Source organism: Kitasatospora sp. NPDC040550 (assembly GCF_055594965.1).
Genome location: NZ_JBVIWC010000005.1, coordinates 149,816 through 173,787 on the forward strand (window position 1 = coordinate 149,816; position 23,972 = coordinate 173,787).

Genomic DNA, 23,972 nt, shown 5'->3' on the forward strand with positions numbered 1-23,972 from the left:
CGGCCACCGCCCGCCGACCTCCCGCCGAGCCCCGACCGACAAGGACCAGCCCATGACCACCGCCCCCGTCAACCCCACCCCCCAGCCGGCGATGCGCCTGCGCGAACTCGTCTTCGGCGCCGCCTGCGCCGCCGCCGTCCGCGCCGCCGCCCGGCTCGGCGTCGCCGACGTGCTCGGCGACACCCCGACCGCCGTCACCGAACTCGCCGCGCGGCTCGACACCGAACCCCGCCAGTTGCGCCGCCTGCTGCGCGCGCTCACCTGCTACGGGATCTTCGCGGAGACCGGCGACGACCGCTTCGAGCACACCGAGATGTCCCGCCTGCTGCGCGACGACGCCCCCAACTCCCTGCGCCACATCGCCCTCTGGTGCACCGAGCCGTGGACCTGGGAGGCCTGGCCCAAGCTCGACGAGGCGGTGCGCTCCGGCCGCAACGTCTTCCCCGAGCTGTTCGGCAAGGAGTTCTTCGACTACCTGCACAGCGACGCCGGCGACTCGGCGAAGGTCTTCGACAAGGCGATGACCACCTCCAGCCGGCAGTCCGCCCGGGACTTCGCCGACTACCTGGACCTCACCGGCATCGACTCGGTCGCCGACATCGGCGGCGGCCAGGGCCACGTCCTCGCCAGCCTGCTGGAGAAGCACCCGGCCCTGCACGGCACCCTGCTCGACCTGCCCAAGGTGGTCGCCGGCGCCGACCCCCGCCTCCAGGACGGCGGCGCCTTCTCGGCCCGCGCCCGCCTCGTCCCCGGCGACTGCCGGGTGGAGATCCCGGTGCGCGCCGACCTCTACATCATCAAGAACATCCTGGAGTGGGACGACGACAGCACCCGCCGCACCCTCGCCAACGTGGTCGCCGTGGCCCGCCCCGGCGCCCGCGTCGTGGTGGTCGAGAACCTCGTCGACAACAGCCCCTCGATGCGCTTCACCACCGCGATGGACCTGATGCTGATGCTCAACGTCGGCGGAGCCAAGCACTCCGAGGAGAGCATGGTCCACCTCATGCAGGAGGCCGGCCTCGACGTCGCCGCCGTCCGCCCCGTCAACCCCTACCTCCACGCCTTCGAGTCCACCGTCCGCGGCTGACCCGCCGCAGGCGCCCGACGGCCGCTGCTCCCCGGTCCGGGGGAGCAGCGGCCGTCGGGGTGTTCAGGCCCCATAGTGTTCAGGCTCTGTGGTGTTCAGGCCTTGTGGGAGGACTCCAGGTGGGCGAAGACCACCACGTTGTCCAGGTAGTCCCGGCGCTTCTTGTCGTAGGTGCCGCCGCAGGTGATCAGGCGGAGCTGGGCGTCCGGCGTCCTGCCGTAGACCTTCTGGTCGGGGAAGGCGTTCTTGGCGAAGGTCTCCACGTTGTCGACCGAGAAGACGGCGACGGTGCCGTCGGCGCGGCTCACCTCGACCTTGTTGCCGGGCAGCAGCAGGCTCAGCAGCAGGAAGACCGCCGGGCCCTTGGTGGTGTCGACGTGGCCGGCGACGACCGAGCTGCCGCGTTCGCCCGGGGTGACGCCGTCGCGGTACCAGCCGACCAGGTTCTTGTCGTCCGGTGGGGGCGCGTTGAGCTGTCCCGCCGGGCCCAGGGTGAGTTCGGTGAACGGGGCGTCGACGGCGATCTGCGGGATCCGCAGCCGGGTCGGCTTGGACCGCTTGAGCACCGGCGCGCCGGGCGCGGCGGGCGCGGCGGGCGGTGCCGTGGCGCCGCTGGTGGCCGCCGCCGGGCCGGGGACGGCGGGGGCGGCCGCAGCCGGGGGAGCGGCCTGGCCGGCGGCCTGGTCCTCGGTGGGTCCGGTGTCCACCGAGTTGTAGATCAGCAGCAGGCCGACCGCTGCCGCGCCCATCCCGCCGCGCAGCAGCCGGGGCATTCCGGACCCGGGACCGCCGGTCATTCCTGTCCTCCGCTCGAAGTCCTTCGTCGGGAGCCTGTTCCGCGACGGCCCGCCGCCCCCGTGCGCCCCCGCCCGGGAGGGGGGAGCGCCCAGAGGCGGCGGTGGCGGACGTCAGACGGCTGCGGCGCCGGAGGTGCGACGGCCGCGGCGCAGCGCGATCGCGCCGGCCCCGAGACCGCCGAGCAGCAGCACCGCGCCGGAGGCGAGGCCGCCGCCGGACAGGGCCAGGCCGCCGCCGCCGGTGTGCACGCCGCCGTGCGGGGTGTGCTCCTCCTCCCGGCCGTCGGAGCCCTTGCTCTCGGAGCCCTTGTGCTCGTCGGAGCCCTTGCTCTCGGAGCCCTTGTGCTCGCCGGAGCCCTTGCTGTCGGACTTCTTGTCGTCGTAGCCCTTCGAGCTGTCGGAGCCGCCCTTCTCGGGCTGCTTCTCCTGCCAGGTCAGGTTCTTGCCCTGGTCCGAGGAGGAGCCGTCGGCGAAGGCCATGGGGGTGCCGACGGTGAGGACGGCGGCGACGGCCGCTCCGGCGAGCAGCGTGCGTGCAGAACGCATGAGGATGATCCTTCCGGCGCGCGGGCCGCGACCGCCGGCACGGTGCCGGTCAGGGGACTCGCGAACAAGTGGCGCCTGATCCACCGTCAACCACGGTGGGGCCGCCTGCCACCCGAGCGTGGCAGCGTCGGTACGGAGAGTGCGCCCTTCGGGTGGAGTCCGGGGCGTGTTCACCCGGGTGGCCCGGCGATCCGGGTGATTCGGATTCGGGGCGGGGTGGTAGGGACCGTCCCCGGCGCGCGCATGGGCCCGCCCCCGGCGCGGTGCCGGGGGCGGGCCCAGAGCGGAGCGGGGACGCGGCTCAGCGGTCCCAGCGGTAGAACTCGCGTGCCATGGCGTCCTTCGGCTCGCGCCAGGTGGCCGGGTCGTAGGCCTGGACGAAGGCGGTCAGGCGGTCGCTGACGGTCCGGAACTCCGGGTGGCCGAGGACCTTGGCGACGGCCGGGCCCGGCGGGCGGTCGGCCTCGATCAGGTGCAGGTAGACGTCGCCGAACTGGAAGAGGCTGCGCCCGGTGACGCCGATCAGGTGCGGCAGCTCGCCGCGGTCGGAGTCGGCGAACACCTCGGCGATGTCCGGGGCGGCCTCGGGCTTCATCCGCGCGACGATCAGCGCGCGGTGGGCGCCGGTCACCGCTCGGCCGCCCGCTTCTCGACCTTCTCGCGGATCAGCTGCAGCTGGATCCGGGAGTTCTTGTTGATGTGGTTGACCATGCCGTTGTCGTCCACCGGCGCGGTGGGCTTCATCGCGAAGTCCTGGATCCAGCGCATCCGGGTGCCGGCCGGGACCTCGGCGTACTCCCAGCGGATCTGCATGAACTCGAACGGTCCGGGCTCGACCCGGCGGGCGTTGACCTCCAGCGACGACCGGTCGGTGGTGCGCTCGGAGACCCAGCTCCACACCTGGCCGTTCTCGTCCGGGTGCATGGTGAGCCGGAACTGCACCCGGTCGCCGTCGCGCTCCAGCACCTCGACCGAGGCGTACTCGCTGAACAGGTCCGGCCAGTTCTCCAGGTCGTTGGTCATCTCCCAGACCAGGTCGAGCGGGGCGTTGATGACGATCTCGTTGTCGGTGTGTCCGGGCATCTCAGGCACCGGCCTTCGCGGAGAGGGAGGTGTTGACCAGCTCCAGGAACTCGGCCGGGGTCTTGGCGGACTCGGCGCCGGAGGTGACCTTGAGGCTGTGCCGGTTCTCCAACTCGCCGACGACGCCGAGGAGTCCGAGCGAGTCGACGCCGAAGTCGTCGAACTGCGCGCCCGGCTGCTCCAGGTCGCCCGGGGCGACGGTGACGCCGGCCCGGGCCTGGAGCAGGGCGGCGAGTTCGGGATAGCTGAGGGTGTTGCTCACGGGGTTCCCTTCGGGGAGGTCCAGTGGATCGGGGGTGCGGGGGTCAGGTCGGCTCCCCGCGGCGGAGCACCAGCGCGGAGTTGGAGCCCATCAGCCCGCGGCTGAGCACCAGCGCGGTGCGCAGTTCGGCCGGGCGGGCGCGGCCGGTCACCAGGGCGAGGTCGTGGCAGACCTCGGTGACGTTGGGGGTGGGCGGCAGCACGCCGTCCTCCATGGCGAGCACGGCGGCCGTGACGTCCAGCATCGGGGCGCCGCAGTAGGCCCGCCCGGTGCCGGCCTTGGGGGCGGTGACCGGGACGCGTTCGGCGGCCGGGCCGAGCGCGTCGGCCAGGGCCAGGGCCTCGGCCCGGTCGGCGGCGGGGACGCCGAGCGCGTCCGCGAAGACCACGTCGACCTCCTCGGGCGCGATCCGGGCCTCGTCCAGCGCGATCCGGATCGCCGCGGCCAGTCCCTCCCGGGACTCCTCCCAGCGGGAGGCCCCGGTGAAGGTGGCGCCGTGTCCGGCCAGGTGGGCCCGGACGGCGGCGCCGCGCCGGCGGGCCGCCGACTCGTCCTCCAGTAGCAGCATGGCGCCGCCCTCGGCGGGGGAGAAGCCGCAGGCCTGCGCGGTGAACGGCAGGTAGGCGGCGTCCGGCCGGTCGGCCAGGCTCAGCTCGGGGTAGCCGAGCTGGCAGACCATGGAGTACGGCGCGAGCGGGGCCTCGGCGGCGCCGACCACCACGGCGTCGGTGCCGCGCTCGACCGAGCGGGCGGCGTGCGCGAGCGCGTCCAGGCCGCCGGCCTCGTCGCTGGCGACCACCCCGCACGGGCCCTTGTAGCCGCCGCGGATCGAGATCTGGCCGGTGCTGGCCGCGTAGAACCAGGCGATGGACTGGTACGGTCCGACGAACCGCGGCCCCTGGCCCCAGAGTTGCTGGAGTTCGCGCTGGCCGAACTCGCCGCCGCCGGAGCCGGCCGCGGTCACCACGCCGACCGCGAAGGGCCGTTCGGGGTCGGGCCGGAACCCCGCGTCGGCCACCGCCAGGTCGGCGGCGGCCATCGCGTAGTGGGTGAAGCGGTCGGTCTGCACGAGGTAGCGGCTGTCGATCACCGACTGCGGCTCGAACTCCCGCACCTCGCCCGCGACCCTGAGCGGCAGCCCGGTGCAGCCCTCGCGGGATATCCGGTCGAGGACGCTCACGCCCTGCCTGGTGGCCTTCCAGAAGGCGTCGGCCCCGACACCGTTCGGCGCCACCACGCCGAGACCGGTGACGACCGCCCGGCGGCCCTGCTGACGTGACGTCATGGAACTCACCCCGTTCTGTTGAGCACGACGGCGGACTGGAATCCGCCGAATCCGCTGCCGACCGAGAGGATGTGGCTCAGCGGCAGCTCGCGCGCGGTGCGCGGCACGTAGTCGAGGTCGCACTCCGGGTCCGGAGTCTCGTAGTTGGCGGTCGGCGGCACCACGCCGTGGGCCAGCGCCAGGGTGCAGGCGACCACCTCGATCGCGCCGATCGCGCCCAGCGAGTGGCCGACCATCGACTTGATCGAGCTCATCGGCGTCTCGAAGGCGTGGCCGCCCAGCGAGCGCTTGACCGCGGCGGTCTCGTGCCGGTCGTTCTGCTTGGTGCCCGAACCGTGCGCGTTGACGTAGTCGACGTCGCCGCGGTCGACCTTGGCGTGGTCGAGCGCGTGGTCGATCGCCCGGGACATCTCCAGCCCCTCCTTGGTGAGGCCGGTCATGTGGTAGGCGTTGCCGAAGGTGGCGAAGCCGCCGATCTCGCCGTAGATCCGGGCGCCGCGGCGGCGGGCGTGCTTCAGCTCCTCCAGCACCAGGACGGCGCCGCCCTCGCCGAGGACGAAGCCGTCCCGGTGGGCGTCGAAGGGGCGGGAGGCGTGCTCCGGGTCGTCGTTGCGCTCGCTGGTGGCCTTGATGGCGTCGAAGCAGGCGACGGTGATCGGCGAGATGGGGGAGTCGGAGGCGCCGGCGACGCAGATGTCGGCGCGTCCCTCCTCGACCGCCTGGAAGCCGTAGCCGATCGCGTCCAGGCCGGAGGTGCAGCCGGTCGAGACGGTCTGCACCGGGCCGTGCGCGCCGACCCGCTCGGCCACCGCGGAGGCCAGCGTGCTGGGCGCGAAGGCCCGGTGCAGCTGGGGCTCGGCGTGCCGGTGGTCCACGTCCCAGCGCGCGCCGGAGGCGCTGACCAGGGCGTAGTCGTGCTCCAGCCGGGTGGTGCCGCCGACGGCGGTGCCGAGCGAGACGGCGATCCGCCACGGGTCCTCGGCGGCCAGGTCCAGCCCGGCGTCGGCGACCGCCTCGGCGGCCGCGACCATCGCGAACTGCACGTAGCGGTCGGCCCGTTGGACCTCCTCGGGGCTGAGCCCGTGGGCGGCCGGGTCGAAGTCGCACTCGGCCGCGATCCGGGAGCGGAACCCGGCCGGGTCGAAGAGCGTGATGCCCCGGGTGGCGGTGCGGCCGGCCGTCAGGAGGTCCCAGAACGCGGGGATCCCGATCCCTCCGGGCGCGACCACACCGATCCCCGTGACGGCGACGCGCCGTGTCACGAGGCCACCTTGGCGTGTTCCGGGGGGCCGGCGGCGGCGGACTCCCCGGCGCCGGCGGTCTCCTCGGTGCTCACGTGGCCCAGGTCGGGGCGGGGCGCGAGCGGGCCGCAGTGGAAGACCATCCGGGCCTCGGTGTCGCCGACGTTGCGGAAGCGGTGGCGCATGTTGATCGGGATCATCAGGCCCTGGTCGGGCTTGAGCGGGCGGGTCTCCCCGTCCAGGTCGACCTCCAGGTCGCCGGAGACGACGAACACGAACTCCTCGGAGTACGGGTGGTAGTGCTCGTTGATCCGCTCCCCGGGCTCGATGATTGCCAGGCCCATGAAGCCGCTGGTCGCCCCGCAGCTGGGAGGGGTGAGCATGGTGCGCAACAGGGCGCCGTGGCGGCGGTTCTCCGGGGCCTCGTCGACGTTGATGATCGGCGGGAACTGCGTGGTCATGATGGCTTTCCTCCGGGAGGGGTGGCCGGGTGTCAGTCGTTCTGCGAGCTGCGGTCGGTGACCGGGCTCATGGCGCGGGCGGCGAGGAACGCGCCCAGGCCCGCGGCGGTGCGCAGGTCCCCGGCGGGGCCGAGGTCCAGCAGGGCGGCCAGCTCGGCGGCCTCCCGGTCGCCGGCCACGCCGAGCGCGGCGGCGGGCTCGGCCTCGGCCGGCACCCGCAGGTCGACCAGCCGCACCACGGTGTCCTCGCGCTGGAAGACGGTGGCCGCGGCGACCGGGCCGGTCGGGTCGGCGGTGGCGAGGTTGTCGTGGTCGAACAGCAGCTCGGCGAGGGCCGGTCCCCGGCCCGGGCGCACCGGGTAGAGCACGGCGTGCCGGTGCAGCCGCCCGGAGGAGGGGGAGCTGGCGATCGCCTGGTGCCGGGCGGGCAGCGCGGCCTTGGCGAAGAACGCCCGGGCCGACTGCGGGTCGCCCAGCTGCCGGGCCTCCTCCAGGTACGGGTTGAGCTCCTCCTCGACCGCCCGCACCTCGGGCTGCATCGCCACGTGGCGCAGCGCGTCGCCGAGGTTGCCGACCACCTCGACCGCGCGCACCACCCGGTTGCCGTGCATGAACAGCGAGGTGCGGTGCAGCCGGGTGTGCTCGTCCACCTCGGCCCGGGGCGAGGCGTAGCCGGACAGGATGCGGGCCACCTCGGCCTCGCTGCCGGGCTTGACGGTGAAGGTCAGCGCGTGGCGCACCACGCCGTCCGGGCCCGGGTCGGCGCGCGGCGGGCCGACGTGCCCGGCGGGCTCGCTGCGCGGCAGGCCGGGCGGCACCTCCATCGGGGCCCTGGTGCCGGTGGACCCGGCCGCCGAGGTCTCGCGCAGCACCGCGTAGCGCAGCGAGCGGAAGTTGTCGCTGACGCAGCCGTGCATCGGCTTGACCATCTCGCGGTGGGCGGGGCTGTCCACCCACTGGAGGAAGGTCTCCTGGTCCTGCCACTCGCTGGTGATCAGCCACTGGCGGGGGTCGTTGATGGACTGGCACAGCTGGTCGCTGACATGGCCTGGCACCGAGGCCACCTGGTGGCGCAGTTGCTCGTAGACGTCGAGGAAACGCTGCTGGGCGCCGTCCTGGATCTCCAGCATCAGCACCACCCTCAGCCGGGTGTCGGATTCCTCGTGCTGCTTCGGCTGCGGTTCGGACAGAGTCGTCATGATCCACTTTCTGCTCTCGGCCGCACGCGGCGGGCCGTGGCGGCCGCGTCCGGCGGGTGCTCCCGGCTGGGGAGGGCGGTGCGGTGGCGGGCGGCCCGGGCGTTCGGCGCCAGGCCTGAGGTCGATCGTGAGCGGCCGACCGGGCGCGGCGCGAGATTTGCGGGCCATCCGGGCGAAGGGGCGGCACAGCCCCCCTCGGGCGGGGGATGGAAGAGCGGGGCCCCGGCTGAGCGGGCCCGTCGAGGGCGGTGCCGAGTCCAGTCGCCGGGCCGCGGAATCCCCTTACAGGGTGGAGCAATTGATGAAACCGAAGGTGGACGAACGGGTGCCGGTCCTGATCGTGGGCGGCTCCCTGGTCGGGCTGTCGGCCTCGCTGTTCCTCGGTCGGCTGGGTGTCCGGCACCTGCTGGTCGAGAAGCACGCCGACACCTCGCATCACCCGCGCGGACGCGGCAACAACGTCCGCACGATGGAGCTGTACCGGGTGGCCGGGATCGAGCCGGCGATCCGTGAGGCGGCCTCGGTGCTGGCCCCGAACCACGGCATCCTGCAAGCGCCCTCGCTGACCGGCGAGGAGCAGGAGTGGCTGTTCCGGGAGATCGACCCGGGCGGGCGGCTGGCCCGGTTCAGCCCCAGCTCCTGGTGCCTGTGCAGCCAGAACGACCTGGAGCCGGTGCTGCTGCGTTCGGCCCGCGACCTCGGCGCGGACCTGCGGTTCAGCACCGAGCTGATCTCCTTCGAGCAGGACGCCGACGGCGTCACCTCGGTGCTGCGCAGCCGGGAGACCGGCGAGGAGCGGGTGGTGCGCTCGGAGTACCTGGTCGCCGCGGACGGCCCGCGCAGCCCGGTCCGGACCGGCCTGGGCATCGGCCAGGGCGGCAAGGGCGAGCTGTTCCACAACGTCAGCATCACCTTCCGCTCCAAGCGGCTGGCCGACGTGGTCGGCGACCGGCACTTCATCGCGTGCTACCTGACCGACCCGGAGGCGGACGGCGCGCTGCTGCCGGTGGACAACCAGTCCGAGTGGGTCTTCCACGCGCCCTGGCACCCCGAGCACGGCGAGCCCCTGGAGTCCTTCACCGACGAGCGCTGCGAGCGGCACATCCGCACCGCCGTCGGCCTGCCCGAGCTGGACGTCGAGGTGACCGGCAAGGCGCCCTGGCACGCCGCCGAACGGGTCGCCGAGCGGTACGGCGTCGGCCGGGTCCTGCTCGCCGGGGACGCCGCCCACGAGATGTCGCCGACCGGTGCGTTCGGCTCCAACACCGGCATCCAGGACGCCCACAACCTGTCCTGGAAGCTGGCCGCGGTGCTCTGCGGCTGGGCCGGGCCGGGCCTGCTGGAGACGTACGGGCAGGAGCGCCGCCCGGTCGCCGAGGTCACCGGCGAGCGCGCCTCGGCCCGCTCCGCCGAGCACAGCCACCCCGGCTACGCGGTCGTCCCCGGCGTCGGGCGGCAGGCCGGGGTGCTGGCGGTGGCGCTCGGCTACCGCTACCCGCGGGGCGCGGTGGTCGGCACCGACCCGCAGGGCGCGGTCGTCCCGGAGCAGTTCGAGTCGGCGGGCGAGCCGGGCAGCCGGGCCCCGCACCAGTGGCTGCTGTGCGCGGGCGTGCGGCTGTCCACGCTGGACCTGTACGAGCAGGCGATGGTGCTGCTCACCGACCCCGAGGGCGCGGCCTGGCAGCAGGGCGCCCGGCGGGCCGCGGACCGGCTGGCCGTCCCGCTGGACGCCTACCGGATCGGCGACGGCGCCGAGGACGACCTGGCGCCGGAGCCGGGCAGCGACTTCGCCGCCCTGCACGGGGTGGGCCCGGGCGGCGCCCTGCTGGTGCGCCCGGACGGCTTCGTGGCCTGGCGCTCGCCGGGGCCGGCGGAGGACCCGGAGGCCGAGGTGGAGGCCGCGCTGCGGGCGGTGCTGGACCTCTGACGCACGCGGACGGGCCCGCCGGTCGTCGCGACCGGCGGGCCCGTCCTGTCAGGTCCCAGGTGTCATGTGTCAGGAGTCTCGGGGGTCAGGGGGTGCTCAGGGGGTCAGTGACCGCCCGCGTCGACCACCTCGACGTCGGCCACCTCCCGCTCGATCTCCTCGGCGGGCAGCGCCACCCGGATCGCCCAGTAGTAGATCGCCAGCGCGAACACCGAGACCAGCGCCATGTCGTACCAGAGCGGGATCAGGCCGGTGCCGTTGCCGAAGCCGCCCTGCCAGGAGATCAGGCCGAGGCCCAGCAGGTAGACCGGCAGCCACTGGGCGGCCTTCCAGTTGAGCCGCGGGGCGTTGGGCAGGCGGTTCTTGATCGCGTACGCCGCGTAGCCGCCGAGCAGGGCGTAGCCGAGCACGATGGCGATGCCCAGGCGGGACAGGGTCTGCCAGCCGGCCCAGTAGATGATCAGGCTGGCGACCACGAAGGAGGCCGGGGAGATCACGCCGCCCAGCGGCAGCCGGTAGGAACGCTCGCGGTCGGGCAGCCGGCGGCGCAGGGCGCCGAAGGCCAGCGGTGCGCCGGCGTACATCAGCACGCTGGCGGAGGTGATGAAGCCGACCAGCTGCTGCCAGCTCGGGAAGGGCAGGAAGCAGATCACGCCGGTCACGAAGGACAGGATCAGGCCGAACCAGGGCACGCCGTTCCGGTCCAGCTGCTCGAACTTCTGCGGCGCGTAGCCGTTGCGGCTCAGGCCGTAGGAGATGCGCGAGGTGGAGGTCGTGTAGATCAGGCCGGTGCCGGCGGGGGAGATCACCGCGTCGACCTTGAGCACGTAGTAGAGCCAGCCGAGGCCGATCAGGGTGGCCAGGCCGGCGAACGGGCCGTCGATGCCGGGGAAGTCCAGCTTCGCCCAACCGTTGGCGAAGGCGGTGACCGGCAGTGCGCCGATGAAGACGACCTGCAGCAGGGTGTAGATCAGGGTGCCGATGGCGACCGAGCCGAGCACGGCGCGGGGGATGTCGCGCTTGGGGTTGCGGCTCTCACCGGCGATCTGGATGGCCTGCTCGAAGCCGAGCAGGGCGAAGATGATGCCGCTGGTGCTGATCGCGGCGAGCACGCCCTTGGCGCCGAACGGGGCGAATCCGTGCGAGGTGAAGTTGGAGGCGTGGAAGCTGGTGATCGCCAGCATGAAGATCGTGAGCAGAGGAACGAAGATCTTCAACCAGGTGGCGATGCTGTTGGTCCGGGCGAGGACCTTCACGCCGAGGAAGTTGACCGCGACGAATACCGCCATCAGCAGGGTCGCGACGATGAATCCGCTGGTGGTCAGGGTCCCGTTGGCGTTCTGCAGTCCGCTGGCCCAGGGTACGTCCTTGGCGTACCCGATCATGGCCTCGACCTCGATCGGTGCCACGGTGGCCGCCTGGAGCCAGGAGAACCAGCCGAAGGACATGCCGGCCAGGCCGCCGAAGGCGTAGTGCGGGTAGCGCGCGGTGCCGCCCGAGACCGGGAAGAGCCCGCCGAGCTCGGCGTGCACGAGCGCGAGCAGCACGATCCCGACGGCGCCGATGCCCCAGGAGATGACGGCCGCCGGTCCGGCGGCGGTGACGGCGCTCTTCGCGCCGAAGAGCCAGCCGGAGCCGATGATCGAGCCGACCGAGGCCCACATGAGGCCGACGAGTCCGACGTGGCGCTTGAGCGACCGGTGGGCGGTCCCGGTGGTGCCGGAGCTCTGGCCGGGCGGCGAGATCTGGTTGAGGGAAGCCATGGATGATCTCTCTGTGTGTGGGGGCTCCGGGGTGGGCGGAGCGCGGAGAGTTGCCACACAGTAGGGCTATTCATAGACCTCTGCACAGATTCCATTGCTGAATGTTTACTTTCTTTGCCAGATATCCGTGCAGGTAGGGGGCCGTCTGTTCATGGGCGTGTTACGTGACTCGCGAGTAGGTTCAGTATTTGAGCGGCAATTGAGCTTCGCCGTCCGGTCCGGCAATATGGATCGCCCACTCATTTATGGGAATGATGTGAACCGCATAGCCATGCTGCCGGAGGCGCGGCGTAGGCTGGTTCCGTGCGTTTCGTGATCCTGCCGCCGCCGGTCCGCTAGCGGGCGGCACACCGATCGGACCCGGCCCGGAGGGAGAGCCCCCGGCGCCGGGGCGATGACCGCCGCCCGCGTACCCCGCGGACCTGAACCGGCGAGCCATCGTGGAGCACCGACGCATGACCTCCTACGCCGCCGTGCCGTTCCGGCACGGCCTGTTGTCCATTTCCGCCGCCGCCGTCTCCTGCTGGCGCTTCGGCGTCGCGGCGCTCTGCCTGGCCCTGCTCCCCTCGGGGGCCGGGCGGGCCCGCGGCGGCGGGCGCGGCGCCGCCGTGCTGACCGGCATCGGGCTGGCCGTCAGCCAGTGCGCCTACTTCGCCTCCGTGCACTACGCGGGGCTGGGGCTCGGCACCCTGGTCACCATCGGGGCGGGGCCGGTGCTCACCGGCCTCGGCGGGCACCTGCTGCTCGGCGAACGCCTCACCGGGCGGGCGGTGGCCGCCGTCGCGCTCGCCCTCGGCGGGCTGGCCCTGCTGGTGGCGGCCCCGGCCGCCGGGCCGCGGCCGGTGCTGGGCGTCGGCCTGGCGGTGCTCGCGGGCGCGGGCCAGAGCGGGCTGACCCTCTGGGCCCGGGCCGGCGGTTCGGCCCGGGCCGGCCGGGGCGCCTTCGTCACCGGCCTGCTCTGCCTGCTGCCGTTCGCGGCGCTCCAGGGCGTGCTGCCCAGTACCGGGCAGCCGGCGCTGACCGGGGGAGCGCTGCTCTTCCTCGGGACGGTGCCCACGCTGCTCGCCTACCGGTGGTACTTCTCCGGGCTGACGGCCGTACCGGGCGCCACCGCCTCGGTGCTGGTGCTGCTGGAGCCGGCCACGGCGGCGGTGATCGGCGTGCTGTTCCTCGGCGAGCCGGTCACCGCGGGCCTGGTGGCCGGTTCGGCGCTGCTGCTGGCCGCGATCGCGGCCCTGGCCCGGACGTAGCGGGGCGGCGGCGTGCACCCGGGCGGGCGAGCTGTGGTCGCCGGGGGCGCGCCGCCGTGCTGTCGTGGGCCGCATGATGACCTCACGCGCGGCCCGGGTGGCCGTCACGACCGCGACCGCCGTCCTGCTCGCCGCCGGGGCCGCGGCCCCCACCGCCTCGGCGGCGGGGGCCGCCCGGCGCGACGTCACCGCCGCCACCTGTCGGGCCGCGGGCGGGCACGTCGAGGGCAGCGGCTACTGCGTGGACGCCGGCGGGCTGGACGCCTGGGGGGCGGAGATCGACGGCCAGGCGGTCAACCCGAACCCGCGCCCCGGGTTCGAGTGAGCCGGCCCGCCGCCGGGGCACCTCTGGGGTACCGGCCGCACCTAGGGCACCGGCCGGATCTGGGGCACCGGTCGGAGCGTCACCGGTGCCGGGGTCAGTGACCGCAGCACCAGGTCGATCCGGACTTTGGCGGCGCCCGCCCGGTGCAGGGCGGCGGCGACCGTCCGCAGCTCCTCCGGCCCCGTGCAGGCGAGCCGCAGCTCCAGGTCGGCGTCCCCGGCGAGGGCGAGGCCGCTCTGGACCGCCGGGAACTCCGCCGCCAGCCGGTCGAAGTCCAGCGGCACCGGCCCGTGGCTGACCCGGGCGATGGCGTGCAGCGCCCGGGCCGGCTCGGGGCGGCCCGGAGGGGGTTCGAAGCCGTCCGGGACGAGCTGGAGCGGGGCCGTCACCGGTGCTGGAGGCGGGCGGTCGGGGTCGTGGTCGGGGCCGTGCCGGGGGCGGCCCCGACGGTGGCGGGGGTGGTGACCGGCGGGGCGACCAGTCCCGGGTCGAGCACCAGGGTGTCGACGCCGAGCGGCCGGGTGAGGTTGCGCAGCGCGGCCTCACCGAGTTCGGTGTAGGCCTGGTCCGGCCCCAGGAGGGCGGCGAGGGCCTCGGGGCTGGAGAAGCCGACGGCGCAGCGGACGCCGTTGCGCATGCGGAAGAGGCGGAGGGCGGCGGTGCTTCCGGTGCCGGTGGTGGTGACCGGAACGTGCCAGACGACGCAGGCCATGCGGATGCTCCCGAGTGGGGTGGTGGTGGCTGCCGGAACTGCTCGTCCCGACGCTAGGCCGGGTCCTGCCGGACCGCGCCGGTCCTGACGCAGCGTTGACCGAATGGGGTGGTGCGTTGACGCACTCCTGACACCCGGCTCACCCGATTGGACTACACCAGTTCCGCGCCGGCCCGAACGGTGTCGTACAACCGCCCCAACCCCGCCCGTCCCGTACGGCTCCGGAGCGCTCCGCTTGCCGTGCGCCGCGCACCGGACCACCGTGGATCCGGCCGCCGGTCGCGCCCCGTGCGGGCTCCCGGATCCGACCGGCGCGCGCTCCGGGGCGGGGGGAGGTGGAGAGTGGGGCCCGGGACGAGATATCTTGACGTCAAGACGTTGGAGACGTGAAGCGGAGTTTCGATGACTGACTCGACCATCATCTATACGCACACCGACGAGGCTCCGGCCCTGGCGACCTACTCGTTCCTGCCGGTGGTCCAGGCGTACGCCTCGACGGCGGGCGTCCGGGTGGAGACCCGTGACATCTCCCTGGCCGGGCGGATCATCGCCAGCTTCCCGGAGCGTCTGACCGAGGCCCAGCGGATCGGCGACGCCCTGGCCGAGCTCGGCGAGCTCGCCAAGACCCCGAGCGCCAACATCATCAAGCTGCCGAACATCTCGGCCTCGGTGCCGCAGCTCAAGGCCGCCATCGCCGAGCTCCAGGCCCAGGGCTACGCCCTGCCGGACTACCCGGACGAGCCGCGCACGGCCGAGGACGAGGACGTCCGCGCCCGCTACGACAAGGTCAAGGGCAGCGCCGTCAACCCGGTCCTGCGCGAGGGCAACTCGGACCGCCGGGCCCCGCTGTCGGTCAAGAACTACGCCAAGACCCACCCGCACCGGATGGGCGCCTGGACCGCCGAGTCCAAGACCAACGTCGCCACCATGGGCGAGAACGACTTCCGCTCCACCGAGAAGTCCACCGTGATCGCCGCCGACGGCGCCCTGCGCATCGAGCTGGTCGGCCAGGACGGCACCACCACCGTGCTGCGCGAGAAGGTCCCGGTGCTGGCCGGCGAGGTCGTCGACGCCTCGGTGATGCGCGCCGCCGCCCTGAACGACTTCCTGGCCGCCCAGGTCGCCCGTGCCAAGGCCGAGGGTGTGCTGTTCTCGGTGCACCTCAAGGCCACCATGATGAAGGTCTCCGACCCGATCATCTTCGGCCACGTCGTGCGCACCTTCTTCCCGCAGACCTTCGCCCGCTTCGGCGACGCGCTGGCCGCCGCCGGTCTGAACCCGAACAACGGCCTCGGCGGCATCCTGGCCGGCCTGGACGCGCTGGAGAACGGCGCCGAGATCAAGGCCTCCTTCGAGGCCGAGCTGGCCGAGGGCCCGGCCCTGGCCATGGTCGACTCCGACAAGGGCATCACCAACCTGCACGTGCCGAGCGACGTCATCGTCGACGCCTCGATGCCGGCCATGATCCGCACCTCCGGCCACATGTGGGGCCCGGACGGCCAGGAGGCCGACACCCTCGCGGTGCTGCCGGACAGCAGCTACTCCGGCGTGTACCAGGCCGTCCTCGACGACTGCCGCGCCCACGGCGCCCTGGACCCGGCCACCATCGGCTCGGTCCCGAACGTCGGCCTGATGGCCCAGAAGGCCGAGGAGTACGGCTCCCACGACAAGACCTTCGAGATCGCGGCCGCCGGCACCGTCCGCCTGGTCGACGCCGAGGGCAACGTGGTGCTGGAGCAGGCCGTCCAGCCCGGCGACATCTTCCGCGCCTGCCAGACCAAGGACCTGCCGATCCAGGACTGGGTCAAGCTGGCCGTCACCCGCGCCCGCGCCACCGGCGACCCGGCCGTGTTCTGGCTGGACGCCGAGCGCGCCCACGACGCCGTGCTGATCGAGAAGGTCAAGGCGTACCTGCCGCAGCACGACACCACCGGCCTGCAGATCGAGATCAAGTCCCCGGTCGAGGCCACCAAGTACTCGCTGGAGCGCATCCGCCGCGGCGAGAACACCATCTCGGTCACCGGCAACGTGCTGCGCGACTACCTGACCGACCTGTTCCCGATCCTGGAGCTGGGCACCAGCGCCAAGATGCTGTCCGTCGTCCCGCTGATGGCGGGCGGCGGCCTGTTCGAGACCGGCGCCGGCGGCTCCGCCCCGAAGCACGTCCAGCAGCTGGTCAAGGAGAACTACCTGCGCTGGGACAGCCTGGGCGAGTTCTTCGCGCTGGCCGCCAGCTTCGAGCAGCTCGCCACCAGCACCGGCAACGCCCGCGCCCAGGTGCTGGCCGACACCCTGGACCGCGCCACCGGCACCTTCCTCAACGAGGACAAGTCGCCGAGCCGCCGCCTCGGTGGCATCGACAACCGCGGCAGCCACTTCTACCTGGCCATGTACTGGGCCCAGGAGCTGGCCAAGCAGACCGCCGACGCCGAGCTGGCCCAGGCCTTCGACGCGCTGGCCAAGGCGCTGACCGAGCAGGAGAAGGCCATCGTGGACGAGCTGATCGCCGTCCAGGGCTCGGCCGTCGACCTCGGTGGCTACTACCAGCCGGACCCGGCCAAGGCCGCGGCCGTGATGCGCCCGTCGAAGACCTTCAACGAGGCGATCGCCAACCTCGGCTGACACCACCGGTCGGATCGACGCACCGGGAGGCCCCCGGGACCGCTGCGGCGGACCCGGGGGCCTCCTCGTGTCTCAGGCCAGGCCGAGCACCACTCCCGCCCCGGTCAGCAGCAGCAGGGCGGCGCCGTTGGCCCGCGGCAGGGCGAGTGCGGTGCCGACGGCCTCGCGCAGCAGCTGGTACGGGCCGTGGGCGAGCGGGCCGTCCGCGCCGAGCACCCGGGCGGGGGCGCCGGCCCGGTGCGCGGCCAGGGCGGAGCGGACGGTGTGGAAGCCGCTGGTGATGACGGCGCAGCGGTAGCCGGGGCGCTCGGCGGCCATCAGGGCGGCGCTGAACCGCAGGTTCTCGGCGGTGTTCACGGCCCGTTCCTCGCGCCGGATCCGCTCGGCCGGGACGCCCCGGGCGAGCAGGTAGCGGGCCATCGCGCCGGCCTCGGTGCACTCCTCGTGCGGGCCCTTGCCACCGGTCACCAGCAGCAGCGGCGTGTGCCCGGCGGCCTCCTCGGCGGCGAATCGTTCCAGCGCGGCGTCCAGCCGGGCCGCCAGGGTCGGCGCGGGCTCGCAGCCGTTCAGCGCGGCCCCCAGGACCACCAGGTAGTCGGCCCCGGCGGGCACCGGCCGGCGGCGCTGGAACAGCGCGCAGCCGAGGAAGCCGAGCAGCCAGAGCAGGACGTACCCGCCGAGCAGGACGGCGGGGAGGAACAGGGCGTGCATACCCCTCGAACGCGCCCGGTGGAACGACCGTTCCAGGACATGACGGAGCCCACGTCCTCCGGGGGCGTGGGCGTCGGGGAGGGCGTGGGCTCCGGGTGCTCCGGGCGGGCGGGCCGGGGCTCAGCCGGCGTCGGCCGCCGGGGTGGCGGTGGGCGCGGCGGCCGGGGCGGCGGCCGGGCGCTGGCCCTTGCGGTGCAGCGAGGCCAGGTAGGCGTTGTACGCCTCCAGCTCGGCGTCACCGGTGCGCTCCTCGGAGCGGTCCCGGCGGCGGGCCTGCCGCTGCTCGGAGCCCATCCACTGGTAGACCAGCGCGATCAGCACGATCGCGGTCGGGATCTCGCCGAACGCCCAGGTGATCCCGCCGGCCAGCTTCTGGTCCTCCAACAGGTCCGTCCCGGGTGGCGCGCCCTGGACGGTGAAGGTGGTCACCAGCGGGTGGCCGGCCATCATCACCGCCACGCCGAAGAAGGCGTGGAAGGGCATCCCCATGAACAGTTCGATGATCCGCATCACGTGGCCGGGGCGGTGCGGGCCCGGGTCGACGCCCATGATCGGCCAGAAGAAGGTCAGACCGGTCATGAGGAAGTGCACCATCATGAAGATGTGCCCGAGGCGGTACTGCATCAGGAAGTCGAACGCGGGGGTGAAGTAGACCCCGTACAGGCTGGCGATGAACATCGGGATGGTGAACGCCGGGTGCGAGATCACCCGGACGTACCGGCTGTGCAGCAGCGCCACCAGCAGCTCGCGCGGACCGCGCGGCCGGCCCTTGCCCGTCGGGCGCAGCGCGCGCAGCGCGAGCGTGATCGGGGCGCCGAGCAGCAGCAGGATCGGCGTCAGCATGGACAGCACCATGTGCTGGATCATGTGCGCGCTGAACAGCACCATGCCGTAGTCGTTCAGCCCGCTGCAGGTGACCAGCAGCAGGCTGGCGACGCCCGCGACCCAGCCGACGACCCGGCCGACCGGCCAGCGGTCGCCGCGCCGGTACAGCCGGACCACGCCGGTCAGGTACAGCGCCAGCGCGACCAGGCCGCCGAGCAGGAACACCCAGTCGGGGGACCAGGTCCAGACGTTGGAGAGGGTGAACGGGCCTAGTGGGGTCATCCCGCCGTGGTGGTGCATTCCTGACATTCCGTCGCCCATCGGCGGGTCCCGCTTTCCGTCATTGTGGTCCCCGCTGGGGGTCCGGTTCGCCCGTTTTGCTTGGCATACAGCCTAGGTGGGCCTTACCCCGGGCGTGCCGCCGCCCCCTCCGTACGGGTGGCCCGGCAGGTGGGCGCCCCGGGCGGTGGGCGGGGCAGGCGGTGGGCGGGGCGGTGATGCGCGGGACGTCGCTAGACTGACCGGCCGGTCGGCAGGGAGGAACCAGGCATGGCGGCGGCACAGCGGCCCGGGGAGCGGCCCGTGGTCGCGCTCACCGGGGCCACCGGGTTCATCGGATCGGCCGTACGGGAGGCCCTCGCGGCCCGCGGCGTGCCGGTGCGGGCCCTGGTGCGCGGAGAGCCCGTCGCGGACGGGCACACCGCCTGGGTGCCCGGCGACCTCGCCGACCGCTCCGCACTGGACGGGCTGTGCGCGGGTGCGGGGGTGCTGCTCCACCTCGCCTCCAGGGTCGCCGGCGGCGAGGAGGCGTGCGCGGCCGTGAACGACCGGGGCACGGCGGCCGTGATGGCGGCGGCCACCCGGGCCGGGATCGGGCGGATCGTGCACCTGTCGACCACGGCGGTGTACGGCGAAGGCCCGCACACGGACCTCGGGGTCGGCGGGGTGCCGGCCGCGCCGCTGTCGGCGGCCAGTCGCACCCGGCTGCTCGGCGAGGGGCACGCCCTGGCCGCCGGTGCCGCGGTGCTGCGCCCGGCCCTGGTCACCGGGACGGGCGACCGCTGGGTGGTGCCCGCCCTGGCCGAGCTGGCCCGCAGGGTCCCGGGCCGCTGGGCGGGCGGCGCGGCCCGGCTCTCCCTGGTGGACCGCGCCGACCTGGCCCGGCTGATCACCGGGCTCGCCCTGGACGCCCCGGACCGGGTGACCGGCGTCCACCACGCGGCCCACCCGGAACCGGTCCTCGGCGGCGACCTGCTCGACACCCTCGCCGGGCTCGGCCTGCTGCCCGCCCAGGACGGCCCGGCGCTGCCGTGGGCGGAGTGCCGCCGACGGCTCGCCGCCGCGCCGGGCCTGGTCTCCGAGCGCCAGTTCGCCATGGTCGCCCGGGACCACTGGTACCGCAGCGACGCGATCTGGCGCCTCGCCGCCTGTCCGCCCGGCCCGGGCCCGCTGGCCCGCCTCGCCGGGGCGGCGCCCTGGTACCGGACGGCGCTGGGGCTGTAGGGCTGTAGGGCTCTAGGAGTGCTCAGGGCTGCAACCGGCGGGCCCGGGCGTCCAGGAAGCGCTGCTCGGCGAGGCTCACGGTGGCCCTGGCCGCGCGGCGGTAGTGGTCGTACGCGGCCGTCCGGTCGCCGGAGCGTTCCAGCAGGTGGGCCCGGACGGAGAGCAGCCGGTGGTGGTCGGCCAGGCGCCGGTCGGCGTCCAGAGTGGCGAGCAGGTCGAGGCCGGCCCGCGGGCCGTTCAGCTCGGCGAGGGCGACGGCGCGGTTGAGGGTGACCATCGGGTTGGGGGCGATCCGCTCCAGGATCAGGTAGAGCGCGTGCACCTGGGCCCAGTCGGTCCGGTCCGTGGTGGCGGCGTCGGCGTGGGTGGCGGCGATGGCGGCCTGGAGCTGGTACGGACCCAGGGCGGGGCCGGCCAGGGCGGCCTTGGCCAGGGCGGTGCCCTCGTCGAGCAGGGCGCGGTCCCAGGCGGTGCGGTCCTGTTCGGCCAGCGGGACCAGGTCGCCGGTGGCGGTGGTGCGGGCGGCCCGGCGGGCGTGGGTGAGCAGCATCAGGGCGAGCAGCCCGGTCACCTCGGGGTCCCCGGGCAGCTGGGCGTGCACGATCCGGGTCAGCCGGACGGCCTCCTGGGCGAGGTCGGGGCGATGCAGTTCGCTGCCCGAGGAGGCGGTGTAGCCCTCGTTGAAGATCAGGTAGAGCACGTGCAGGACGACCCGTAGCCGTTCCTCGCGCTCGGCGCCCTCGGGGAGCGCGAAGGTGCTGCCGGCGGCCCGGATCCGCTGTTTGGCCCGGCTGATCCGGGCCGCCATGGTGGCCTCCGGCACCAGGAAGGCACGAGCGATCTCGGCGGTGGTCAGGCCGCCGACGGCGCGCAGGGTGAGCGCGGTCCGGGAGGCGGCGGTGAGCGCGGGGTGGCAGCACAGGAACAGCAGGACCAGGGTGTCGTCGGTGTCCGGCACGTCCTCGGGCAGCACCTCGGCGGCCGTGGTCGCGTGCTCCCGCTCGCGGCGGGCGCGGTCGCTGCGGATCCGGTCGACCAGCCGCCGGGAGGCGACCGTCACCAGCCAGCCGCGCGGGTTGTCCGGTACGCCCTCCTCGGGCCACTGCACGGCGGCGGCGAAGACGGCCTCCTGGACGGCGTCCTCGCAGCCCTCGAAGCGGTCGTACCGTCGTACCAAGGTGCCGAGGACCTGCGGCGTGAGCTCACGCAGCAGGTCCTCGAAGTCCGGTGCTGTCATGCCTCCAAGTGTCCGTCGGAGAACATCACCTGGCGCACCTCGACGCCCAGCCCCTCGACCGCGGCGTCCGGGATCCGCGCGGCCAGTTCGACGGCCCGCTCCTTGTTCTCGCAGTCGAGCAGGTAGAAGCCGCCCAGGAACTCCTTGGCCTCCAGGAACGGGCCGTCGGTCACCGCCGGCCGGCCGTCCCGGACGGTGACCACGGCGGCCTGCGACGGGTCGACCAGCGCCTGGGTGAGGATCAGTTCGCCGGAGGCCTTCACCTCCTCGATGAACGCGCCGTGCCCGGCGCCGATCGCCGCCTTCTCCTCGTCGGTCAGCGCGTCCAGCACGGCCGGGTTGATGTGCAGGCTGATCAGGAACTTCATCGCGTACTCCTCGTCGTGGGCGGGCCCCGTGCGGGCCCCTCGACCATCCGGTCGGGAGCCGGGGCCGCCGTCTTGACATCCCTGACGGAGAAATCTCCCACGGGTTTCGTCGCGGCCCTCGGGTTCCCGCCCGTCCCTCGGTGCTCCGGCGTCAAGAAGTCCCGGGCCGCTCCGACCGACCGCTGCGAGGAACCCGAGACGACGAGGAGCACGCGATGAGAGCGAACCGGGCCCGGCTGGGGCTGGCCCTGCTGATGCTTCCGACCCTGGTGGTCGCGATGGACATGACGGCGCTGCTGCTCGCCCTGCCGCAGCTGAGCGCCGACCTGGGCGCCTCCGCCGTCGAACAGCTGTGGATCAGCGACGGATATGGGCTGATGGTGGCCGGGCTGGTGATCACCATGGGTGCGCTGGGTGACCGGATCGGCCGCCGACGCCTGCTGCTGACCGGCGCGGCGGCCTTCGCGGTGCTGTCGGTGGTCGCGGCCCTCGCGGTCGACCCGCTGATGCTGATCGTGGTCCGGGCTCTGCTGGGCGTGGCCGGGGCGACGCTGGCGCCGTCCACGCTGGCGCTGATCACCACCATGTTCCGGGACGAGCGTGAGCGCGGGCGGGCCGTCGCCGTCTGGGCGACCTGCCAGTTCGCCGGCGGCGCGCTGGGGCCCGTGCTGGCCGGGCTGCTGCTCCAGCACTTCTGGTGGGGGTCGGTGTTCCTGGCGGCCGTCCCGGCGATGGCCTTACTGCTGGCCGCCGGGCCGTTGCTGCTGCCCGAGTTCCGCGGCAGGGCGTCCGGGCGGTCGGACCCGGCCGGGGCCGGGTTGTCGCTGGTGGCGGTGCTGCTGGTGCTGTACGGGGTCAAGCAGTTGCCGGTCGGGGGCGAGACGGTCGTCCCGGTGGCCGCCCTGCTGCTCGGCACCGGCGTCGGCCACCTCTTCATCCGGCGTCAACTTGCTCTGGAGCAACCACTGTTGGACCTGATGCTGCTGCGCAACCGGCTGTTCGCGGCGGTGCTGGTCTCGCTGGTCCTGGCCGGGACGGCGATGGCCGGCACCGGGCTGCTGGTCACCCAGTACCTGCAGAGCGTGCTGGGCCGCTCGCCGTTCGCCTCGGCCGTGCTGTTCGCGCCGATGGGCCTGGCGGTGGCGGCCGGTACCCTGGCCGCGCCGCGGCTGGTCGGCCGGGTGCGGCCGACCAGGGCGATCGCCGGCGGGCTGGCGGTCTCGGCGCTGGGCGCGTTGCTACTGATCGCCGTGGACGGGGATGCGGGCTCGCTGCCGCTGGTGATGACGGGCATCGCGGTGCTGGCGCTGGGCACCGGGCCGCTGTTCGCCCTGGGCACCGGGCTGGTCCTCGACGCGGTGCCGCCGGAGCGGGCGGGCTCGGCGGCGGCGATGTCGGAGACCGGCAACTACTTCGGGGGCTCGCTCGGCTTCGCCGTGCTCGGCACCGTCGCCGCGGCGGTCTACCGCGACCGTGCGGGCGGCGGCTCCGACTCGCCGGCCGCCGCGGCCGAGGCGGCACGGCACCTGCCCGCCGAGCAGGGCGCCGCACTGCTGCGCGGTGCGCGCTCGGCGCTCACGGCCGCGCTGCACGTCAACGGGCTGATCGCCGCCGCGCTGTTCGCCGGGCTCGCACTGCTGACCCTGGCGGTGCGGTCGGCGGGGGGAACGGCCGAGGGGACGGTCGTCAGAGCGACCGGAGCGGCGGCCGATACCCGGCCCGGGTGAACGGACGGTGCGGGGGTGGCGGTGGCTTCCGCCGCCCCTCCGGCGGGCGGTAATGATCATGGGGTGATCCTTGGTAGCGTCGGTCGCGGTGCCGCTCAACTGCGGCTCAGCACCGTCGACATGAGAGAGCATCACATGGCCCCCAGGACCATCCGCCGTGCCGTCATCCCCGCCGCCGGGCTGGGCTCCCGCCTGCTGCCGCTGACCAAGGCCACCCCGAAGGAGATGCTGCCGGTCGGCGACAAGCCGGTGATCGAGCACACCGTGCGCGAGCTGATCGAGAGCGGCATCACCGACATCACCATCGTCGTCAACGGCGACAAGGGCCTGATCCAGGAGCACTTCCGCCCCAACCCGGTGCTGGTCGAGCAGCTGCGCCGGGACGGCAAGGCGGCGTTCGCGGACGCGGTCGAGGAGGTCGGGGAGCTGTCCCGCAAGGGGCACATCAGCTACCTCTACCAGCACGGCCCGTACGGCAACGGCACCCCGGTGCTCAACGCCGCCCGGCAGTTCGGGGACGAGCCCTGCCTGGTGCTGTGGCCGGACGACGTGTTCGTCGCCGAGGTGCCGCGCGCGCAGCAGCTGATCCGGGCGTTCGAGCAGACCAACGCGCCGGTGCTCGCGCTGATGCCGATGGCGCCCGAGGACTCCTACCGCTACGGCGTCCCGGTGGTGAAGGAGGACCTCGGCGGCGGGTCGCTGCGGATCACCGGCCTGGTCGAGAAGCCCAAGCCGGTCGACGCCCCCTCCGGGTACGCCGCCATCGGCGGGTACGTGATCACCCCCGGCATCGTCGACGAGCTGCGTGAACTCACCCGCCGCTGGCACGAGAAGCCCGAGGACGAGGTCTACCTGACCGACGCCATCAACGCCTACGCGGCCCGCCGGGCCGTCTACGGGCAGGTCATCGCCGGCACCTGGTACGACACCGGCAACCCCGCCGCCTACCTGCGGGCGCAGTTCGCGGCGGCCCTCGCCAACCCGGAGTACGGGCACGAACTGCGGCAGCTGGCAGCGGAGTTGGCCCCGGCCGAGTAGCCG

24 protein-coding genes are annotated in these 23,972 nt (G+C 73.7%); 8 read left to right on the plus strand and 16 right to left on the minus strand.

Going from position 1 to position 23,972, the window contains the following annotated elements; genetic code table 11:
• The first annotated feature begins 52 nt into the window (after nucleotides 1–52).
• Nucleotides 53–1,087: a methyltransferase gene (locus ACZ58X_RS10265; protein ID WP_470333214.1), complete on the plus strand. Its 1,035-nt coding sequence runs from the start codon at nucleotides 53–55 to the stop codon at nucleotides 1,085–1,087.
• A gap of 95 nt (nucleotides 1,088–1,182) precedes the next feature.
• Here ACZ58X_RS10265 and ACZ58X_RS10270 read toward each other — a convergent pair whose 3' ends face one another.
• The 9 genes from ACZ58X_RS10270 to ACZ58X_RS10310 form a co-directional block, all read right to left on the minus strand.
• Nucleotides 1,183–1,884: a class F sortase gene (locus tag ACZ58X_RS10270; protein WP_470333215.1), complete on the minus strand. Its 702-nt coding sequence runs from the start codon at nucleotides 1,882–1,884 to the stop codon at nucleotides 1,183–1,185.
• 111 nt (nucleotides 1,885–1,995) lie between these two features.
• A complete protein-coding gene (locus ACZ58X_RS10275) occupies nucleotides 1,996–2,430 on the minus strand; it encodes a hypothetical protein (protein ID WP_470333216.1) in 435 nt (144 codons plus the stop codon).
• A gap of 301 nt (nucleotides 2,431–2,731) precedes the next feature.
• Nucleotides 2,732–3,061, minus strand: a complete 330-nt coding sequence (locus ACZ58X_RS10280; protein WP_470333217.1) for a TcmI family type II polyketide cyclase — start codon at nucleotides 3,059–3,061, stop codon at nucleotides 2,732–2,734.
• Nucleotides 3,058–3,513: an SRPBCC family protein gene (locus tag ACZ58X_RS10285; RefSeq protein ID WP_470333218.1), complete on the minus strand. Its 456-nt coding sequence runs from the start codon at nucleotides 3,511–3,513 to the stop codon at nucleotides 3,058–3,060. The genes ACZ58X_RS10280 and ACZ58X_RS10285 overlap by 4 nt, the downstream gene beginning before the upstream one ends.
• A gap of 1 nt (nucleotide 3,514) precedes the next feature.
• Nucleotides 3,515–3,775 (minus strand): acyl carrier protein, encoded by a 261-nt coding sequence (locus ACZ58X_RS10290; protein ID WP_350505640.1) that lies wholly within the window; start codon nucleotides 3,773–3,775, stop codon nucleotides 3,515–3,517.
• A 43-nt stretch (nucleotides 3,776–3,818) separates the two neighbouring features.
• Nucleotides 3,819–5,060 (minus strand): beta-ketoacyl synthase N-terminal-like domain-containing protein, encoded by a 1,242-nt coding sequence (locus ACZ58X_RS10295; RefSeq protein ID WP_470333219.1) that lies wholly within the window; start codon nucleotides 5,058–5,060, stop codon nucleotides 3,819–3,821.
• A gap of 5 nt (nucleotides 5,061–5,065) precedes the next feature.
• Nucleotides 5,066–6,322: a beta-ketoacyl-[acyl-carrier-protein] synthase family protein gene (locus ACZ58X_RS10300; protein ID WP_470333220.1), complete on the minus strand. Its 1,257-nt coding sequence runs from the start codon at nucleotides 6,320–6,322 to the stop codon at nucleotides 5,066–5,068.
• The gene (locus ACZ58X_RS10305) at nucleotides 6,319–6,762 is read right to left on the minus strand and encodes a cupin domain-containing protein (protein WP_470333221.1); all 444 of its coding nucleotides are present in this window, start codon (nucleotides 6,760–6,762) and stop codon (nucleotides 6,319–6,321) included. Before ACZ58X_RS10305 ends, ACZ58X_RS10300 begins: the two co-directional genes overlap by 4 nt.
• A gap of 32 nt (nucleotides 6,763–6,794) precedes the next feature.
• A complete protein-coding gene (locus tag ACZ58X_RS10310; protein WP_470333222.1) occupies nucleotides 6,795–7,961 on the minus strand; it encodes a SchA/CurD-like domain-containing protein in 1,167 nt (388 codons plus the stop codon).
• Between the two features lie 301 nt (nucleotides 7,962–8,262).
• Between ACZ58X_RS10310 and ACZ58X_RS10315 the strand changes: the two genes are divergently transcribed.
• Nucleotides 8,263–9,888 carry an FAD-dependent oxidoreductase gene (locus ACZ58X_RS10315; protein WP_470333223.1) on the plus strand — a complete coding sequence of 542 codons (1,626 nt, stop codon included), beginning with the start codon at nucleotides 8,263–8,265 and terminating at the stop codon, nucleotides 9,886–9,888.
• A 104-nt stretch (nucleotides 9,889–9,992) separates the two neighbouring features.
• On the opposite strand, the gene ACZ58X_RS10320 is transcribed toward ACZ58X_RS10315, so the two are convergent.
• Nucleotides 9,993–11,651, minus strand: coding sequence for an APC family permease (locus tag ACZ58X_RS10320; protein ID WP_470333224.1), 1,659 nt, complete (start codon nucleotides 11,649–11,651; stop codon nucleotides 9,993–9,995).
• 455 nt (nucleotides 11,652–12,106) lie between these two features.
• On the opposite strand from ACZ58X_RS10320, the gene ACZ58X_RS10325 reads away from it, so the two are divergent.
• Complete coding sequence (locus ACZ58X_RS10325) at nucleotides 12,107–12,901, plus strand: EamA family transporter (protein ID WP_470333225.1); 795 nt, start codon at nucleotides 12,107–12,109, stop codon at nucleotides 12,899–12,901.
• Between the two features lie 73 nt (nucleotides 12,902–12,974).
• A complete protein-coding gene (locus ACZ58X_RS10330; protein ID WP_470333226.1) occupies nucleotides 12,975–13,226 on the plus strand; it encodes a hypothetical protein in 252 nt (83 codons plus the stop codon).
• Between the two features lie 41 nt (nucleotides 13,227–13,267).
• On the opposite strand, the gene ACZ58X_RS10335 is transcribed toward ACZ58X_RS10330, so the two are convergent.
• On the minus strand, nucleotides 13,268–13,615 hold the full coding sequence (locus ACZ58X_RS10335) for a hypothetical protein (protein ID WP_470333227.1): 348 nt from the start codon (nucleotides 13,613–13,615) through the stop codon (nucleotides 13,268–13,270).
• Nucleotides 13,612–13,938 carry an SAV_915 family protein gene (locus tag ACZ58X_RS10340; protein ID WP_470333228.1) on the minus strand — a complete coding sequence of 109 codons (327 nt, stop codon included), beginning with the start codon at nucleotides 13,936–13,938 and terminating at the stop codon, nucleotides 13,612–13,614. Before ACZ58X_RS10340 ends, ACZ58X_RS10335 begins: the two co-directional genes overlap by 4 nt.
• A 402-nt stretch (nucleotides 13,939–14,340) precedes the next feature.
• Here ACZ58X_RS10340 and ACZ58X_RS10345 point away from each other — a divergent pair, with 402 nt between their 5' ends.
• Nucleotides 14,341–16,560, plus strand: a complete 2,220-nt coding sequence (locus ACZ58X_RS10345) for an NADP-dependent isocitrate dehydrogenase (protein WP_470333229.1) — start codon at nucleotides 14,341–14,343, stop codon at nucleotides 16,558–16,560.
• Between the two features lie 72 nt (nucleotides 16,561–16,632).
• Here the strand turns inward: ACZ58X_RS10345 and ACZ58X_RS10350 are convergent, their stop codons facing one another.
• Together ACZ58X_RS10350 and ACZ58X_RS10355 are read right to left on the minus strand one after the other, a co-directional pair.
• Nucleotides 16,633–17,271 (minus strand): YdcF family protein, encoded by a 639-nt coding sequence (locus ACZ58X_RS10350; protein WP_470333230.1) that lies wholly within the window; start codon nucleotides 17,269–17,271, stop codon nucleotides 16,633–16,635.
• A gap of 120 nt (nucleotides 17,272–17,391) precedes the next feature.
• A complete protein-coding gene (locus ACZ58X_RS10355; RefSeq protein WP_470333231.1) occupies nucleotides 17,392–18,396 on the minus strand; it encodes a cytochrome c oxidase assembly protein in 1,005 nt (334 codons plus the stop codon).
• Nucleotides 18,397–18,645: 249 nt separating this feature from the next.
• Between ACZ58X_RS10355 and ACZ58X_RS10360 the strand changes: the two genes are divergently transcribed.
• Nucleotides 18,646–19,599, plus strand: a complete 954-nt coding sequence (locus ACZ58X_RS10360) for an NAD-dependent epimerase/dehydratase family protein (RefSeq protein WP_470333232.1) — start codon at nucleotides 18,646–18,648, stop codon at nucleotides 19,597–19,599.
• Between the two features lie 22 nt (nucleotides 19,600–19,621).
• Here the strand turns inward: ACZ58X_RS10360 and ACZ58X_RS10365 are convergent, their stop codons facing one another.
• The gene (locus ACZ58X_RS10365) at nucleotides 19,622–20,836 is read right to left on the minus strand and encodes an RNA polymerase sigma factor (RefSeq protein ID WP_470333233.1); all 1,215 of its coding nucleotides are present in this window, start codon (nucleotides 20,834–20,836) and stop codon (nucleotides 19,622–19,624) included.
• Nucleotides 20,833–21,204 carry a YciI family protein gene (locus ACZ58X_RS10370; protein WP_470333234.1) on the minus strand — a complete coding sequence of 124 codons (372 nt, stop codon included), beginning with the start codon at nucleotides 21,202–21,204 and terminating at the stop codon, nucleotides 20,833–20,835. The genes ACZ58X_RS10365 and ACZ58X_RS10370 overlap by 4 nt, the downstream gene beginning before the upstream one ends.
• A 215-nt stretch (nucleotides 21,205–21,419) precedes the next feature.
• On the opposite strand from ACZ58X_RS10370, the gene ACZ58X_RS10375 reads away from it, so the two are divergent.
• Together ACZ58X_RS10375 and ACZ58X_RS10380 are read left to right on the plus strand one after the other, a co-directional pair.
• The gene (locus tag ACZ58X_RS10375) at nucleotides 21,420–22,931 is read left to right on the plus strand and encodes an MFS transporter (protein ID WP_470333235.1); all 1,512 of its coding nucleotides are present in this window, start codon (nucleotides 21,420–21,422) and stop codon (nucleotides 22,929–22,931) included.
• A gap of 135 nt (nucleotides 22,932–23,066) precedes the next feature.
• Nucleotides 23,067–23,969 (plus strand): UTP--glucose-1-phosphate uridylyltransferase, encoded by a 903-nt coding sequence (locus ACZ58X_RS10380; protein ID WP_470333236.1) that lies wholly within the window; start codon nucleotides 23,067–23,069, stop codon nucleotides 23,967–23,969.
• Nucleotides 23,970–23,972: the final 3 nt, after the last annotated feature.